The sequence below is a fragment of the Candidatus Hydrogenedentota bacterium genome, from assembly GCA_012730045.1.
Taxonomy (GTDB): domain Bacteria; phylum Hydrogenedentota; class Hydrogenedentia; order Hydrogenedentales; family CAITNO01; genus JAAYBR01.
In genome coordinates this window covers 67,041-82,506 of record JAAYBR010000001.1, presented here as the reverse complement: position 1 = coordinate 82,506, position 15,466 = coordinate 67,041, and the positions used below count along the sequence as shown (strand labels likewise).

At 69.0% G+C, this 15,466-nt stretch carries 12 protein-coding genes; 4 read left to right on the top strand and 8 right to left on the bottom strand.

Annotation, left to right across the window (positions count from 1 at the left end):
• Window positions 1-273: 273 nt before the first annotated feature.
• From GXY15_00275 to GXY15_00260, 4 genes are all read right to left on the bottom strand, one after another.
• On the bottom strand, window positions 274-1,020 hold the full coding sequence (locus GXY15_00275) for a succinate dehydrogenase/fumarate reductase iron-sulfur subunit (protein ID NLV39652.1): 747 nt from the start codon (window positions 1,018-1,020) through the stop codon (window positions 274-276).
• Window positions 1,021-1,034: 14 nt separating this feature from the next.
• Entirely contained in the window at window positions 1,035-2,942 is a 1,908-nt protein-coding gene (locus GXY15_00270; protein ID NLV39651.1) for a fumarate reductase/succinate dehydrogenase flavoprotein subunit, read from the bottom strand.
• A gap of 31 nt (window positions 2,943-2,973) precedes the next feature.
• The gene (locus GXY15_00265) at window positions 2,974-3,666 is read right to left on the bottom strand and encodes a hypothetical protein (protein ID NLV39650.1); all 693 of its coding nucleotides are present in this window, start codon (window positions 3,664-3,666) and stop codon (window positions 2,974-2,976) included.
• Window positions 3,667-3,839: 173 nt separating this feature from the next.
• Window positions 3,840-4,448, bottom strand: a complete 609-nt coding sequence (locus GXY15_00260; GenBank protein ID NLV39649.1) for a sulfotransferase — start codon at window positions 4,446-4,448, stop codon at window positions 3,840-3,842.
• A 186-nt stretch (window positions 4,449-4,634) separates the two neighbouring features.
• On the opposite strand from GXY15_00260, the gene GXY15_00255 reads away from it, so the two are divergent.
• The 3 genes from GXY15_00255 (at window position 4,635) to GXY15_00245 (ending at window position 7,844) form a co-directional block, all read left to right on the top strand.
• A complete protein-coding gene (locus tag GXY15_00255; protein NLV39648.1) occupies window positions 4,635-5,999 on the top strand; it encodes a TrpB-like pyridoxal phosphate-dependent enzyme in 1,365 nt (454 codons plus the stop codon).
• Between the two features lie 149 nt (window positions 6,000-6,148).
• Window positions 6,149-6,295 carry a hypothetical protein gene (locus GXY15_00250; GenBank protein ID NLV39647.1) on the top strand — a complete coding sequence of 49 codons (147 nt, stop codon included), beginning with the start codon at window positions 6,149-6,151 and terminating at the stop codon, window positions 6,293-6,295.
• Window positions 6,296-6,353: 58 nt separating this feature from the next.
• Entirely contained in the window at window positions 6,354-7,844 is a 1,491-nt protein-coding gene (locus GXY15_00245) for a hypothetical protein (protein NLV39646.1), read from the top strand.
• Window positions 7,845-8,109: 265 nt separating this feature from the next.
• Here the strand turns inward: GXY15_00245 and GXY15_00240 are convergent, their stop codons facing one another.
• The 4 genes from GXY15_00240 to GXY15_00225 all read right to left on the bottom strand — a co-directional run bounded on the left by GXY15_00240 (window position 8,110) and on the right by GXY15_00225 (window position 13,886).
• A complete protein-coding gene (locus GXY15_00240) occupies window positions 8,110-9,639 on the bottom strand; it encodes a hypothetical protein (GenBank protein NLV39645.1) in 1,530 nt (509 codons plus the stop codon).
• A complete protein-coding gene (locus GXY15_00235; GenBank protein ID NLV39644.1) occupies window positions 9,636-11,306 on the bottom strand; it encodes a hypothetical protein in 1,671 nt (556 codons plus the stop codon). The genes GXY15_00240 and GXY15_00235 overlap by 4 nt, the downstream gene beginning before the upstream one ends.
• Window positions 11,303-12,235 (bottom strand): ABC transporter ATP-binding protein, encoded by a 933-nt coding sequence (locus tag GXY15_00230; GenBank protein NLV39643.1) that lies wholly within the window; start codon window positions 12,233-12,235, stop codon window positions 11,303-11,305. Before GXY15_00230 ends, GXY15_00235 begins: the two co-directional genes overlap by 4 nt.
• Before the next feature lie 334 nt (window positions 12,236-12,569).
• Window positions 12,570-13,886, bottom strand: coding sequence for a Gfo/Idh/MocA family oxidoreductase (locus GXY15_00225; protein ID NLV39642.1), 1,317 nt, complete (start codon window positions 13,884-13,886; stop codon window positions 12,570-12,572).
• A gap of 478 nt (window positions 13,887-14,364) precedes the next feature.
• Here GXY15_00225 and GXY15_00220 point away from each other — a divergent pair, with 478 nt between their 5' ends.
• Window positions 14,365-15,459, top strand: a complete 1,095-nt coding sequence (locus GXY15_00220) for an exo-alpha-sialidase (protein ID NLV39641.1) — start codon at window positions 14,365-14,367, stop codon at window positions 15,457-15,459.
• The last annotated feature ends 7 nt before the right edge of the window (window positions 15,460-15,466 follow it).

The window sequence follows — 15,466 nt, the reverse complement described above, 5'->3', positions numbered from 1 at the left end:
GAGCTGCCGGGAGGGGTGCGGCATGGACCCTCCCCGGGCAAAGCGGTGTCGCCGCTTCGCTCTGCCACCGCACTCCACATAACAGACGGACCCGCCAAGAACGTGCGGGGGCTCCCGCGACATCTGACGCCTGACACGCCTTTCTTCAACGACATTCCCGCCGCCGGGCGGTCTGGGGCTCGCAACGACGCGTGTTCTCCCCGTCGTTGCGAGCGCAGCGAAGCAACCTCGTTCCCGCCACTGCCGCGGCGCGCGTCCGCCCTGTCCGGCGGATCAGTCCAGTCCGGCGAGGGCGCGCAGGTACTCGCGGTTCATGAGGGTGATGTTTTCGACCTTGACCTCCTTGGGGCAGGCGGCCTGGCACTCGTAGTGCTTCGAGCAGCTCCCGAATCCCTCGGCGTCCATCTGGCGCACCATGGCGACGACGCGGCGGTTGCGCTCGGGGTGGCCCTGGGGCAGCTTGCAGAGCTGGGTGATCTTCGCGGAGGTGAAGAGGCTGGCGGAGGCGTTGGGGCAGGCGGCGACGCAGGCGCCGCAGCCGATGCAGGCGGCGGCGTCCATGGCCCGCTCCGCGTCGTCCTTCTTCACGGGGACGGCGTGGGCGTCGGGCGCGGCGCCGGTGCGCACGGAAATGTAGCCGCCCGCCTGGATGATGCGGTCGAGGGCGCCGCGGTCCACCACGAGGTCCTTGACGACCGGGAACGCCCGCGCGCGGAACGGCTCGATGATGATGGTGTCGCCGTCGTTGAACTTGCGCATGTGGAGCTGGCAGAGGGTGGTGGCGGCCTGGGGGCCGTGGGCCTGGCCGTTGACGACGGCGCCGCAGGAGCCGCAGATGCCCTCGCGGCAGTCATGGTCGAAGGCGACGGGCTCCTCGCCGCGCGCCTCAAGGCCGTCGTTCACGATGTCGAGCATCTCCAGGAAGGAGATGTCCGTGGAGACGTCCTTCGCGGCGATGGTCTGGAAGGTTCCGGGCGCGTCCGCCGAGGGCTGCCGCCACACTTTCAGGGTCAGGGAGATGGTCCGGTTGTCCATTACTTGTAGCTCCTCTGGCTGGGGTGCGCCACCTCGAACACGAGGGGCTCCTTGTGCAGGACCGGGCGCTTCCCTTCGCCCGTGTGCTCCCACGCCGACACATGGCTGAAGTTCTCGTCGTCGCGCCTCGCCTCGCCGTCCTCGGTCTGCGACTCCTCGCGGAAGTGGCCGCCGCAGGACTCGCGGCGCTCCAGGGCGTCCAGCACCATCAGCTCGGCGAACTCCAGGAAGTCCGCCAGCCGCACGGCCCGCTCGAGCACCTGGTTGAAGCCGCCGGACTCGCCGGGGATGTTCACGTTGCCCCAGAACTCGTCGCGGATTTCGGGGATTCGGGCGAGGGCCTCCGTGAGCCCCTTCTCGTTGCGGGCCATGCCGCACTTCTCCCAGAGCAGCAGGCCGAGCTCGCGGTGGATGTCGTTGACCGTGCGCCTGCCGCGGATGCCCATGAGCCGCGTGATGCGGTCCGCGGCGGACTGCTCCGCCTCGCGAACCTCGGGGGCGTCCTCCGGGGTCTTTGCGGGGCCCGCCTGGGCGAGGTAGTCGCCGAGGGTGTACGGCAGGACGAAATAGCCGTCGGCCAGGCCCTGCATGAGGGCGCTCGCGCCCAGCCGGTTCGCGCCGTGGTCGGAGAAGTTGGCCTCGCCGATGACGTGCAGCCCCGGCACGGTGCTCATGAGGTTGTAGTCCACCCAGAGCCCGCCCATGGTGTAGTGGATCGCCGGGAAGATCATCATCGGCTCGGTGTAGGGGTCGTCGTCCATGATCCGCTGGTACATGTCAAAGAGGTTGCCGTACTTCTCCCGGATGGCCGCCGCGCCCTGGCGCCGGATGGCGTCGCTGAAGTCCAGGTAGACCGCGTTGCCGCCGCCCGCGCCGAAGCCCGCGTCGCACACGGTCTTCGCGTTGCGCGAGGCCACGTCCCGGGGCACGAGGTTGCCGAAGCTCGGGTACTTCTCCTCGAGGTAATAGTTGCGGTCCCCCTCGGGGATGTCGTTGGGGTGGCGGGTCTCGCCGGGCACGCGGGACACCCAGATGCGCCCGTCGTTGCGCAGGCTCTCGCTCATGAGCGTCAGCTTCGACTGGAGGTCGCCGTGCACGGGGATGCAGGTGGGGTGGATCTGCGTGAAGCACGGGTTGGCGAAGCAGGCGCCGCGTTTGTGCGCCCGCCACGCGGCGGACACGTTGCAGGTCTTGCCGTTCGTGCTGAGGTAGAAGGTGTTTCCGTAGCCGCCCGTGGCCAGCACCACGGCGTCGCCGAGATGGGTCTCCAGTTTCCCCGTGAGCAGGTTGCGGACCACGATCCCCGCGGCGCGCCCGTTGACCACCACCAGCTCCGCCATCTCGCGGCGCGGGAACAGCGTCACGTTGCCGCCGGCCGCCTCCTTCATCAGGGCGCCGTAGGCCCCCAGCAGGAGCTGCTGGCCCGTCTGGCCGCGCGCGTAGAAGGTGCGCGACACCTGCGCGCCGCCGAAGGAGCGGTTGTCGAGGTAGCCCGCGTAGTCCCGCGCGAAGGGCACGCCCTGGGCGGCACACTGGTCAATGATGGCGGAGCTCACCTCGGCCAGGCGGTGCACGTTGGCCTCGCGGGCCCGGTAGTCCCCGCCCTTCACGGTGTCGTAGAAGAGCCGGTGCACGCTGTCGCCGTCGTTCGGGTAGTTCTTGGCCGCGTTGATCCCGCCCTGCGCGGCGATGCTGTGGGCGCGCCGGGGCGAGTCGTTGATGCAGAAGGTCTTCACGTTGTAGCCCAGCTCGGAGAGCGAGGCCGAGGCGGACGCGCCCGCGAGCCCGGTCCCCACGACGATCACCGTGAACTTCCGCTTGTTGGCGGGGTTCACCAGCTTCATCTCGAACTGGTGCCGGGACCATTTCTGGGCGAGGGGTCCGCCGGGAATCTTGGAATTCAGCATGACTGTGGGCTCCTATGGACGACGGGGCGGGTCACCCCAGGAAATGCGCCTTGATGAGAATGAACACGGGAATGGACGTGAAGGACAGGGCCACGAGGATCCCCGCCGTGCGGGCGGCCCGGTCGGCCAGACGCGTCGCCCGGTCGCTGAGAATGCCCAGGGTCACCCAGAAACTGGAGATGACGTGGGTGAAGTGCAGCCCCACCGCCCACACCGCCACGATGTACAGCAGCGACCGGACGGGGTTCGCAAACCCGTTGAAGACCACGCCGTACAGGTGCAGGCTCCCGCCGTTCACCACGGACCGGGGGCCCGCCTTGTCGGAGAGGGTGAAATCGCAGACATGCAGCAGCAGGAAGCACGCGATGATGACGCCCGTGTAGATCATGGTGCGCGTGCCCACGGCGCGGTCCGCCGCCCGCGCGGACACCGCGTAGGCCGCCCCGCCGCGCGCCGCGCGGTTGCGCAGCTTCAGCCACACGGTCATGGAGATGTGCGCCGCCGCCGCCGCCAGCAGCCCGCCGCGCGCCAGCCACAGCAGCGGCCCCAGCGACTGGAGGCGCGCCGCGTAGGCGTTGAAGGCCTCCGGGCCCAGGAACAGCAGAAAGTTGCCGCCCAGGTGGCCGAGAATGAACCCCACCAGCGCCAGCCCCGAGAGCGCCGCCAGCAGCTCCATGGCCAGCGTGGTCGTCAGCCGGTTCTTCCAGGAAAGCAGATCGTTCATGCCTTGTCGTTCGCTCCCGTCCGGAACGGGCCCGCAGGGGCCCTTTCCTCCGGTCTTCCTGTTTTCGGCGTGGGGCGCGCCGCCGTAACGGGGCCGCGCGCCCCACGCCGCACTGCGAGGCCGGTCGCCGCGCAGTATACCAAGAAAAATTTCTCTATTGCAACTTTAAGGAATTATTTCTTTATTGGCCGCCCCGCGCGCCGCAGCGCGGGGTCCACCGCCGCCGCCATCGCCGCGGCGTCGAGCCCGCCGCCGAGGAAGTCGGCCACCCGGCGTGCCGTGTCCGCGGGCGCGGCCAGGGCCTCCGCGTAGTCCACGGCGAGCGCCCTCACGCCCTGCCGCGCGGCAAGCCACCGCTCCGTCGCCGCCAGGTGCCGAAGGAAGAGGGCGGCCATGCGCGCGTCGTCGTCCGCCGCGGGGGCGCCCCGGCGCTCCAGCATGCGCCGTTGCGATTCGAGCACCTCCTCCAGGGGCCGCCGCATGAGGATCACGCGGTAGAGAAATCCCTCCGGGAGGGCGGGAAGCAGGAACGAGACCACCTTGACGGCCTTTCCCGCGGCCCCGGGCACCCAGGAGGCGTCCTCCCGCAGGCGCCTCACCGCCTCGTGCTCGAAGTAGCCCAGGGGGTTGTCCTCGTCCGCGGCGCGCGCGTCGTCGGTGAACAGGGGCATGCCGCCCGCCGCCAGCATGCGCATCATCATGGAGGTGCCGGAACGGGGCAGTCCGGAAACGACGACGATCTCCGGGGGGGTGCTGTGCTGTCCGGGGCCCGTGTTTTCCATGGTTCTTCCCCGCGCGCGGCGCGCGTCCTGGGCCATTGTAGCCGCCCCGGAGGGGGTATTGCATCCGCGCGGGAGCGCCCGGTTTGGTTTTTCTCCCGGAATTCTTTACAATAACGCGGGCGCTTCGGGTGTTACCGGCCCGGACCCCGCCCGGGCCGCAGTCAACCCTCATCAGGAAACCGAGCAATGAACGAGTACAACATCCTGCTTGACCCCAAGAAGATGCCGGACGCGTGGTACAACATCAACGCGGACATGCCGACGCCGATGGCGCCCGTGCTGCACCCCGGCACGCAGCAGCCGGTGAAGGCGGAGGACCTGGCCGCCATCTTCCCGATGGGGCTGATCGCGCAGGAGATGAGCGCGGAGCGGTACATTTCCATTCCCGGCGAGGTGATGGACAAGCTGCTGCTGTACCGGCCGACGCCGCTGCGCCGGGCGTACCGGCTGGAGGCGGCCCTGGGCACCCCGGCGAAGATCTTCTACAAGAACGAGAGCGTGAGCCCGGCGGGCAGCCACAAGATCAACACGTCCATCGCGCAGGCCTACTACAACAAGATGGAGGGCGTGAACGAGCTGAGCACGGAGACCGGCGCGGGCCAGTGGGGCACGGCGCTCTCCATCGCGTGCGCCATGTTCGACATGAAGTGCACGGTCTACATGGTGCGGATCAGCTTCGAGCAGAAGCCCTACCGCAAGAGCGTGATGCAGGCCTACGGCGGCCGCGTGGTCGCCAGCCCCAGCATGGAGACGGACATCGGCCGCAAGTTCAACCAGGACTTTCCCGGCACCACGGGGAGCCTGGGCATGGCCATCTCGGAGGCCGTGGAGATCGCGGCCAAGAGCGGCGGCTCCATCAAGTACAGCCTGGGCAGCGTCCTCAACCACGTGTGCATGCACCAGACCATCATCGGCCAGGAGGCCAAGCTCCAGCTGGAGAGCGTGGGCGAGTACCCCGACGTGGTCATCGGCTGCTGCGGCGGCGGGTCCAACTTCGCCGGCGTCGCGTTCCCCTTCGTGAAGGACCGCCTGGACGGCAAGAGCAATGTGTGGTGCGTGGCCGTCGAGCCGGCCGCCTGCCCGACCCTGACCCGCGGGCCCTTCGCCTATGACTTCGGCGACACGGGCGGCATGACGCCGCTGATGAAGCAGTATACCCTGGGCCACAACTTCATGCCGCCGGGCATCCACGCGGGCGGCCTGCGCTACCACGGCGTGGCCACCCAGGTGGCCCACCTGAAGAAGGAGGGGTGCATCGGCGCGCTGGCCCTCATGCAGAACCCCTGCTTCGAGTCCAGCCTGCTCTTCGCCAAGTGCGAGGGCATCCTTCCCGCGCCCGAGTCCAGCCACGCCATCCGCGGCGCCGTCGAGGAGGCCCTGCGCTGCAAGGAGGTCGGCGAGGCGAAGACCATCCTCTTCAACCTCAGCGGCCACGGCCACTTCGACCTGACCGCCTATGACAACTACCTGTCGGGCAACCTGCAGGACATCGCCCTCGACGAGGAGTCCCTGCGCAAGGGCGCCGAGAGCATCCCGAAGATCAACACCTGATTCCGCCCCTTTCCGACGCCCCCGGTTCTTGCCGGGGGCGTCGCTTTTTTGGGCCAAACTTGCTATACTTCCGGAAGCAACCGGCGGGTCACCGCCGGAGGGTCCGGCTCCGGAGCCCCCGGCGTCCCCGAAAGCACGGAGACAAAGACATGGCAACCCGCACCCCCCTCATCACCCGGCGCCCCGCCCGGGCCCAGGACCTCTTCAGCATTATTGATGCGATCATGGGCATCCTGAGTTTGATCACCATGATCATCACGCTCGTCACCCAGATCCGCGGCATAAGTGCCGCCTAAGCCGCGCACGGGCCCGCCGCAATAGCGAAATCGTGTTCCGGGCGGGCCGGAGCAGCCCATGAAACGGCGGGTTCTGCTTTTCGCCTTCTCCCTGGTCGCATGGGGTGTCGTTGCCGCCGTTCTCGTGGAGGCGTTTGCCGTCTGGAGGGCGGGGAAGTCCCTGTCCCGCGTCCGGGCCGTCGAGGCGCGGCTGTATGACACCCGCGCCGCCGAGGACGCCGACGTCATCGCCCGCCACGCCCCCGCCCCCCCCGATACGGACGCCGATGTCCGCGCGCGCGACGCCTTCCTCGCCCTGAACCCCGCCGAACGGACCGGTTTCCTCGCCGAACGCGGCTGGGCCGCCTTTCAGACGGGCCCCGCGGGCGCGGTGGTGGAGGGATGGAGGCCGGAGTCCCCGCAGACGGCCCCCGAGGTTGCCGAGGTCGCCGCGAAGATCGCCGGGGCGGCGAACCTCTTCGCCCCCCTGCCCCCCGAGGTGGCCGGGGACGCCCGCGCGGCCCTCGGCATGGCCTGGGGCGGCGCCCGCCAGTTCCGCGACTACCCCCTGCCCCCGGACGGCGGCGGGGAGCCCCGGGTCGTCCAGTTCGCCTTTCACCCCTTCCCCAAAGACGCCGCCGCCCCGGAGCAGGTCGGCGTGTTCCTCCGCGCCTCCCAATGGGAAAAACTCTGGACCACCCTCCGGCCCAACCTGCGCCACGCCGACTTCATTGACCTGCGCACCAACGCCCGCGGGTTCCGCGACGACGAGGTCGTCCTGCCCAAACCCGAAGGCGTCTACCGCATCGTCTGCATCGGCGGATCCACCACCGCCGAGGGGGTGACCAACGAGCTGACCTGGCCCAACATCCTCGAGGCGCGGCTGCGGGAATCCCTGCCGGGGCGCGGCGTGGACGTGGTGAACGCGGGCATCTTCGCGCTGGGCGCGGGCGGCGAGGCGGAGCACCTGCCCGACTATCTGGCCCTCCAGCCGGACCTCGTCATCCACTACAACTTCGTGAACGACGTGCCGCTGCTCGTGGAACAGTGGACAAACCCCGCCCGGGCCGGCACCCTGGCAAACCTGCGGAACCTGCTCGGGCGGTCCCGGTTCGTGTTTGACTACCTGGGCCCCCTGCTCCTGCCCGGCGACGCCGCCCTCGACCGCATCGTGGACGAGACCCTCATCGCCCATCTGGGCCGTCTGGCGGAGGCCTGCCGCGCCCAGGGCGCGGACTTCGCCCCCGCCACCTTCGCCCGGCCCGACTACGAGCACCTCCCGCCCGACGAGCGCGCCTTCTACGAGCACCGCGTCGGCACCATGCTCTGGGGGCGGCTCGTGAACATGGCGGGCTACTGCCGCCTCGTGGACGCCTACAACCGCCGCGTCCGTGCCTTCTGCGAACGGGAGAACCTCCCCTGCCTCGATGTCGCCGCCGCCTTCACCGGCGGCGCGGACATGTTCACCGACATCTGCCACCTTCGCACCTGGGGCATCGGGAAAAAGGCCGAGGCCTTCGAGCAGGCCCTCCTGCCGCTGCTCGCCCCGGCCGCGGAAAGCGGCCGCTGACCCCCAAACTCCGGGGCGCGGCAAGCGGCGCCCCCGGTGGGCGCAAAGAGGGCGCAGCAAGCGGCGCCCCTACGAACCGCGCGCCTGGTGTGGCTCATAGCAAGCGCATGTAGGGGCGCAGCAAGTAGCGCCCCTACGAGCCGCGCGCCTGGTGTGGCTCATGGCAAGCGCATGTAGGGGCGCTGCTTGCCGCGCCCTCTTCCTCGAAGCCACAGCCCCCGCTCACCCGCCGGGCGATTCCTTTCGCATCCGCCGGCCCGCCGGATTACGCTTTGAAAACCTGCTCCTTCAGGCGCCGGTACTGGTTGTGGAGGACCACGGCGGCCGCGCAGGCCAACGCGGCGTTTAGCACGAGGGCGGCGGCGGTGGCGGCGGTTGCCTCGGCGACGACTTCCTCGCCGAGGGGCATCCCCGAGCCGACGATCAGCAGCGTGAAGGGAAGCCAGGGGGCCAGGAGCATCCCAACCATGTTGAACCGCAGGACCGCGGGAAGGACCACCCACGCGACAATAATGTAGAGCATGAAGAGTTTTCGGCCCCGCGCGCCCCAGCCGATCTGCACGCACTGGTAGAAGAGGGCCAGAAACAGAAGGTTGAGGCATAGGAGCAGGAATCCGAGGGCCATCTGGGGGGTGAACCGGGAGATGCCGGCGGCGTACAGCGCCCCCTGGGCCAGCAGGCACACGCCCGTCACGGCGAGCATGGCCGTCGCGCTGACCGCGCAGTCGTCCAGCCAGGAGACGCCCCGTTTGCCGGCCTTGCGCGCCCGGCGGAGGCCCCGGGCCACCTGCGCCGCCCCGGGCGATCCGGCGACCATCGTGCCCAGCAGGAGGGCCATGGTGACGGCGGAGGCGCTCAGTCCGCCGGCGCCCTGCGGCTTCTCCGGGAGGTCCCCCATGCGTTGCGCGTTCTGCTGTTCCGCCGGGGTCAACGGCGGCCGCCCCACGGTGCCGTTGGGAATCAGGCAGCAGAAGGCGTACACGGCGACCAGCAGCGCCTGGAGTTTCCAGCTGTTGTGCCAGCGCGGGCCGCGGAAGGCGCGCCACAGGTTGACCCAGCACAGGACAAACAGGGGCGCCTGCATCGCACACTGAAGCAGGAGCAGCACGGCCGAATCCCCCGCGCCAAACCCGCCGCCTCGGAGGCTCCCCGCGTTCGCCATGATCACCAGAAGGGGCAAGCCGACCATGTGCGCCCAGACGGTGTCCGCGCGGTCGCTCAGGCGCCCCACGACCATGAGCCACACGAGAAACCCCACGGCGACCACCGCAATCAGCCCGCCGTTTCCCCGTTTTCCATCCTGCGTGTTCAGGCCAACCGTCGCCGAAGCGAACATCAGGAGGGCGCTGGTCATGGCGCAGGAAAGCACAAACGCGCAGACCAAATGCCACGGAAACCGCGCCACGAGGGCGGAAGGCACGAAGACGAGCAGCAGCACCCCGGCAAGCGCCCATTCGGGAAACCCCGCGCCCACCACAAGCCCGGCCACATGGTTGCGCGCCGCCAGCGGGGAGGCGCGGTAGAAATCCAGCGTGCCCTCGCGCACCTCCGCCATGGCCATGCGCCCCACCGCGACCGGCGCGACAAACCCCGCGACAAACAGCGCCATGGCCCCCGTCACGGCGGCCAGAGCGCTCCAGGCCCCCTCCACATCGGCCATGGGCACCCACAGCACGAGAAACACCACCAGCACCAGCGCGGCCAGCACGGGCTCGAAGATGACCTCGGGAAAGCGGGTGCGCAGGTAGAACCCCTTGAGGAACTGCGGATTGTCCTGAAGCGAAACCAGTTTCATGACGTTTCCCTCGCGCCGACGCGCCCGGTCACTTCAGGTGTGGCGGGCGCCGAACCGCCCCCCGTTCCTTTGTCCAGAGGACGAGTCTCCGCATCATCTTTTCCGTCCGGCCGCTTTCCACTCACGGCCTCACAAACTCGCCGGTACTGCGCCCACAGAATCCCCGAGAAGACGCACACAAGCATGAGGTCCGCCGCGAGAAAAATGAAGGTTGCGGGGGTAACCCACTCTCCCCTTGTTCCGGCGTCAAAGAAACTCGGAAAGTTGGCCAGCAGAAGGCCGAAGGGCAGGAAGGGGGATAGAATCATGCCGAAGGGGTTGAAAAGCGCGACCAGGGGAAGGATCACCCAGGTGGCCAGAACAAACAGGATGAACATCTGCCGGGCGCGGGAGCCCCACCTGAGCTGAACGTATTGGTGGAGCAGGGCGAACCACAGGCAGCCCAGGAAGACCAGGACCAGCCAGCAGGCCGCGCCCGCCGTGAGATGAACCACCCCCGTGGCGTGAAACGCCGCTATGGCAAGAAGTGAAACCAGACTAACGCCAACCATGACGGGCGGGTTGAGCGCCCAGTCGTCCAGCAATGCCGCGCGGCGCGCGCCAGTCTTTAGCGCTCTGCGCATGCCGCGGACGGTCTCGCCCCGCGCCGGAGTCGCCGCAGCCATGGTCCCCAGCAGGAGTGCGGCGGCCATCCCGCCGCACACGACCACCATCCCCCGGTGCTGCCACCAATAGTCCTGAACCTCCCTCTCAGCATTCGTTTCCTCGGGGTCCCGCATGACAACGCCGTTTCCGACCCGCGCAGGGGAAAGGCCCTGTGGAACCGACCACCCGCCGCCAGGAAGGAGGCAGCAGAAGACGTAGACCGACAGGAGCAGCGCCTGGAATTTCCGGCCGTTGTGCCAGCGCGGCCCGCGAAACCCCCGCCAAAGGGAAACCCATCCCAGCAGCAGCAGGGGCAGCTGCATGGCCGCCTGAAACCCCACCAGGACAAGCGTCTGCCCCAATCCATATCCCTCCCCCGCCGTCAAATGGTGGTGCGTGAGGACCGCCCTCACGACGGGCGCGCCGGCGGCGTGAATCCACATGCCGAACCCCTCTTTGCCGGCAAAGAGCAGCGCCATTCCATAGGCCATGAGAACAAAAACGATCAGCCCTTCTCCGCCCGTTCGCGCGTTTCCCGCCGCTGAACCGGAGAGCCCGAGAGCGAGCACCAGACTGGACAGGAGGAGGCTAGCGGCAAAGGCGCAGGACAGGTGCCAGGGAATACCCGCCGCGTGGGCGATGGGAAGGAACAGAAGAAACAGCGCGCCCCCCAGCAGCCATTCGGGGAACACCCCCCCCAGAACCAGCCCAACCAGGTGGTTTCGGGTGGGCAGCGGGGACGCGCGGTAAAAATCCACCACTCCCGCCATTCTATCCAAAAGCGTCAGACGGACCACGGCGAGCGGCGCGAGTAACAGGGCGAGGCAGACCTGCATCCCGGCTAGCACCAGCACAAGCGCTTTCCAAGACAGCGGCCCTCCCCCCATCGGCGTCCACAGGACCAGAAACACCACCAGCACCAGCGCGGCCAGCACGGGCTCGAAGATGACCTCGGGGAAGCGGGTGCGCAGGTAGAACCCCTTGAGGAACTGCGGATTGTCGCGGAGCGGCACCAGTTTCATGACGTCTCTCGTGCACCGATGCGCATGAAGAGGCTTTCGAGGCTCTCGTGCTCCAGGGCGAACTCGGCGACGGTGAGGCCGCCGCCCGCGAGGGCGGACAGCAGCTCCGCCGCCTGGTCCTCCGTGCCGTGGAACTCGGCAAGGCACTGTCCTGCGGCGACGGCGGGTCCGGAGACGAGCGGATTGCCCTCCAGGAACGCGGCGACGGCTTCGGCGGAGGTGGCACCCGCCGGGCGGATGCGCAGGCGCACGCCCGTCTCGAGGCGGCGGCGGATGTCCGCGATGCTGCCGGAGACGACCATGCGGCCCTTTTCCATGACGCCGACGGCGGTGCAGAGCTCGTCGAGCTCGGACAGGATGTGGCTGGAGATGACGACGGCGGCGCCGTTGGCGGCGGCCTCGTGAAGGAGGCGGCGCATCTCGACGCGGGCGATGGGGTCCATGCCGCTGGCGGGCTCGTCGAGGAGGAGCGCCTTCGGCTCGGGGAGCAGCGTTTTCGCCAGCACGAGCCGCTGCTTCATGCCCCGCGAAAGCTCGGAGACCCGGGTGTCGAGTTTCTTCTCGAGGTCCACCCGGGCGGCCCAGTCGCGCACCCGGTCCGCCCGTCCGGGGCGGGCCACGAGGTGCGCGGCGGCGAACACGTCGAGGTATTGGCGGACCGTCAGGTCGGGGTAGAGCGGCGGGAGGTCGGGCATGTAGCCGATGCGGCGCCAGGCCTCCTCCGGGTGGACGTCGGGGTCCACGCCGTCAATGCGGATTTCGCCGTAGGTCGGCTCGATGGCCCGGGCAATGGCCTTGATGGTGGAGGTCTTCCCCGCGCCGTTGGGACCGAGCAGGCCGAAGATCTCCCCCGGCGCCACCTCCAGGTCCAGATCCTCCACGGCGGTGACGGTGTCGTAGTCCACCCGCAGCGACTTGACCGAAATCATGCGCACCCTCCACCAGGCGCCCCGCGCGCCGATATAGGCAGGATAGCACAGGGGGCCGCGCGGGGGGAAGTTGCAGGAACCCGGCATTCTCCGCCTTGGGTCCCCCCTTGAGGGGGGCGGTTCGCGGGAGCGAACCGGGGGATGTTCAGGATCCCGGGGCGTTGGCGGGCTGTAAGAACATCCCCCGGCCGCGAAGACGCGGCCACCCCCCTCAAGGGGGGACCAAGAGGGGCGGCACCCTCTGCCACACCCCTAAGGCCGTCCCCGTCCATAAAAGAGCCGCGCCCCGCGTGGGATGCGGGGCGCGGCGGATGCTGTCTGTTGCTTCAGGGGCCTAGCAGGGGATCTCCCAGCCCTTGCGGTACTCCTTGGTGACGACCTCCTTGGCGTTGGGCACGTTGGTGACGACGCCGTTTTTGTTGTCCCAGTGGAGTTTCTGTCCGGACTTCACGACGAGGTTGCCGAACTGGACCATCTCGGTGAAGGGGCCGGCGTAGTCGAAGTTGGAGCAGGGCTTCTGGCCCGTCTTGATGCCGCGGATCCAGTCGAAGTAGGGGTTCTCTTCCGGGATGCGCTCGATGGTGGCGTCGGGCATTTTGTAGTCCTTCATCAGGTTGTCCGGCACGAGGCGCGGCTCGCCGCCGTACTCGCCCGCCGTGAGGATGCCCTTGGTGCCGATGAAGAACGAGCCGTTCATGTCCTTGTCGCCGAGGACGACGTCCGCCGCGAGGCCCTCGGGGCGGGCGGGGCGGTTGTACTTCTCCTCGCCCGTGGCGGGGTCGGGCTCGTGCCCGTCGTACCAGTACACGTCCACGGGGGGCATGCCGGCGCGCTCGGGGAAGGCGTACTTGATGGTGGTCATGAGGGGGAAGGTCTGCTCGTTTCGGCCCTTCTGCATGACGACCTCGACGGTGAAGTCGGAGGCCTCGACCAGCTTGAGGGCCCAGTAGGGGGCGTCCATGATGTGGCAAGCCATGTCGCCGAGGGAGCCGCCGCCGAAGTCGAGCCACGCGCGCCAGTCATGCGGGGCGAGCTTGTGGTGGTAGGGCCGCCAGGGGGCGCTGCCGATCCAGCGGTCCCAGTCGAGCCCCTCGGGGGCGGTCTCGGGGGGCAGGGGCTCGGTGACGCCCTGGTTGTCCCACACCGGGCGGTGCGTCCACACGTGGGCCTCGCGCACGTCGCCGATGGCGCCGCTCCAGATCATCTCGCAGACCTGGCGGATGCCGTCGCCGCTGTGGCCCTGGTTGCCCATCTGCGTCATGACGCCCGTTTCGGCGGCCGTGCGGGTGAGCAGGCGCGCCTCGGCGACGGTGTGCGTGAGCGGCTTCTGGACGTAGACGTGCTTGCCCATTTTCATGGCCATGTAGGCCGCCGGGGCGTGCGTGTGGTCCGGCGTGGAGATCGTCACCGCGTCAATCTCCGGCATCTGCTCCAGCATGTTCCGGTAGTCGTTGAAATGCTTCGCGTCCTTCAGCCGGTACGCCGTCTCCTCCGCGCGGTTCCAGTCCACGTCGCACAGCGCCACCACGTTCTCGCCCAGCTTGTGGCAGCTCATGATGTCGCTCGTGCCCTTGCCGCCCGCGCCGATGGCCGCCACGTTCACCTTGTCGTTCGGCGACAGTTTCCGCGGCACGACCTTCGCGGTGTTCACCTTCGGCGCCTCGTCCGCCCCCCTCGCCATGCCCATCACGGCGGTCGTCGTCGCCGCCGCGATGAAGGCGCGGCGCGTCAATGATCCCTTGTCTCCCATGACAGCGTTCCTTTCGTGGTTTTCCGGAAATCCGGGGTGTTCCCCGGACAGGCCGCCATGATAGCACTCCCCCCCCGCCCGCGCAAGACGGGGAAATCTGGCGCGCGGATGCGGGACAAGAATTCCTCGAGCGTGCGGCCATGCCGGGAACGAGATCGCCGCAGTCGCTGCGCTCCTTCGCGATGACGCCGATTCCAGCCGTCATCGCGAGGAGGCCGTCCTGCGGCCGACGCGGCGACCTCTTGTCGGAATGTCTCGGGCGCGCGCGACTTCTTGTCCGGCGATCCGGGCTCGCGCCCCCCGCTTGCGGCGCGCCGTTTCCCGGGGCTATAGTCGCCGGAGGGCGCCCCGGCGCCCGCAACCTGAAGGGAGATTCGCCATGAGCCGCCTTGTTCCCCTCCTCGCCTGCCTGGCCGTACTGTCCGCGCCGCCTGCTGCGGCGGCGCCCCGCGCCGAGATTCTGGACACGAAGGTCATCTGCGTCCAGGAGGGCCGCTACATCGGCTGGCCGACGGTGTGCCGCACGAGGGACGGGCGGCTGGTGGCCGCCTTCTCCGGCGACCGCGACCAGCATGTGTGCCCCTTCGGCAAGAGCCAGATCATCACCAGCACGGACAACGGCGCGACCTGGGGCGCGCCCGTGACCGTCAACAACACGCCGCTGGACGACCGGGACACGGGGATCGTCGAGACGGCCCAGGGCACGCTGGTGCTGACGTGGTTCACCTCGCTGGCCTTCGAGCGCGATGAAAAGTACGCGCGCCACGCCGAAAAGGTCACGCCGGAACTCCGCCGCGACGGGCTGGGCTACTGGACCCGCCGGTCCGCCGACGGCGGCGTCACCTGGGAGGATGCGGTCCGGATGCAGGGCACCTCGCCCCACGGGTCCATCGCCCTGCGCGACGGCCGCCTCCTGAGCGTGGGCAAGGTGGGCGGCGGGGAGATGGCCCTCGTGGCCGAGAGCTCGGTGGACGACGCGCGGTCGTGGCAGGTGATCGGGACCGTGCCGATCCCGGCGGGGGAGCAGCAGAAGCACTACCACGAGCCGCATGTGGCCGAACTTCCCGACGGCGCGCTCGTGGCGATGTTCCGCTACCAGCCAGAGGACAAGGAGGACCACGTCATGAGGCAGTCGGAGAGCCGCGACGGCGGCCGCACCTGGACCGTCACGCATTCCACGGGCATCTGGGGCTACCCGCCGCACCTCCTGCCGCTGAAGGAGGGGCCGCTGGTCGTGGTGTACGGGCGGCGCAAGGCCCCCTTCAGCGAGCGGGCCTGTGTGAGCACCGACGGCGGCGCGACCTGGGACACGGCGCACGAGCTCACCCTGTGCGAGGCGGTCAACAGCGACCTGGGCTACCCGGCGTCCGTGCAGCTCGACAACGGCACGATCCTGACGGTGTACTATCAGGACCCGGGGCCGGACCAGAACACCTGCCTGTGGGCCACCCGCTGGCGGCTCGTCATGGAGTAGGCCGGGG

What these genes read in the sequence shown, in the direction of transcription:
- GXY15_00255 (NLV39648.1), top strand. Translation starts at nt 4,635, where the DNA reads ATGAACGAGTACAACATCCTGCTTGACCCCAAGAAGATGCCGGACGCG.
- GXY15_00245 (NLV39646.1), top strand. Translation starts at nt 6,354, where the DNA reads ATGAAACGGCGGGTTCTGCTTTTCGCCTTCTCCCTGGTCGCATGGGGT.
- GXY15_00265 (NLV39650.1), bottom strand. Translation starts at nt 3,666, where the DNA reads ATGAACGATCTGCTTTCCTGGAAGAACCGGCTGACGACCACGCTGGCC.
- GXY15_00240 (NLV39645.1), bottom strand. Translation starts at nt 9,639, where the DNA reads ATGAAACTGGTTTCGCTTCAGGACAATCCGCAGTTCCTCAAGGGGTTC.
- GXY15_00235 (NLV39644.1), bottom strand. Translation starts at nt 11,306, where the DNA reads ATGAAACTGGTGCCGCTCCGCGACAATCCGCAGTTCCTCAAGGGGTTC.
- GXY15_00230 (NLV39643.1), bottom strand. Translation starts at nt 12,235, where the DNA reads ATGATTTCGGTCAAGTCGCTGCGGGTGGACTACGACACCGTCACCGCC.
- GXY15_00250 (NLV39647.1), top strand. Translation starts at nt 6,149, where the DNA reads ATGGCAACCCGCACCCCCCTCATCACCCGGCGCCCCGCCCGGGCCCAG.
- GXY15_00220 (NLV39641.1), top strand. Translation starts at nt 14,365, where the DNA reads ATGAGCCGCCTTGTTCCCCTCCTCGCCTGCCTGGCCGTACTGTCCGCG.
- GXY15_00270 (NLV39651.1), bottom strand. Translation starts at nt 2,942, where the DNA reads ATGCTGAATTCCAAGATTCCCGGCGGACCCCTCGCCCAGAAATGGTCC.
- GXY15_00260 (NLV39649.1), bottom strand. Translation starts at nt 4,448, where the DNA reads ATGGAAAACACGGGCCCCGGACAGCACAGCACCCCCCCGGAGATCGTC.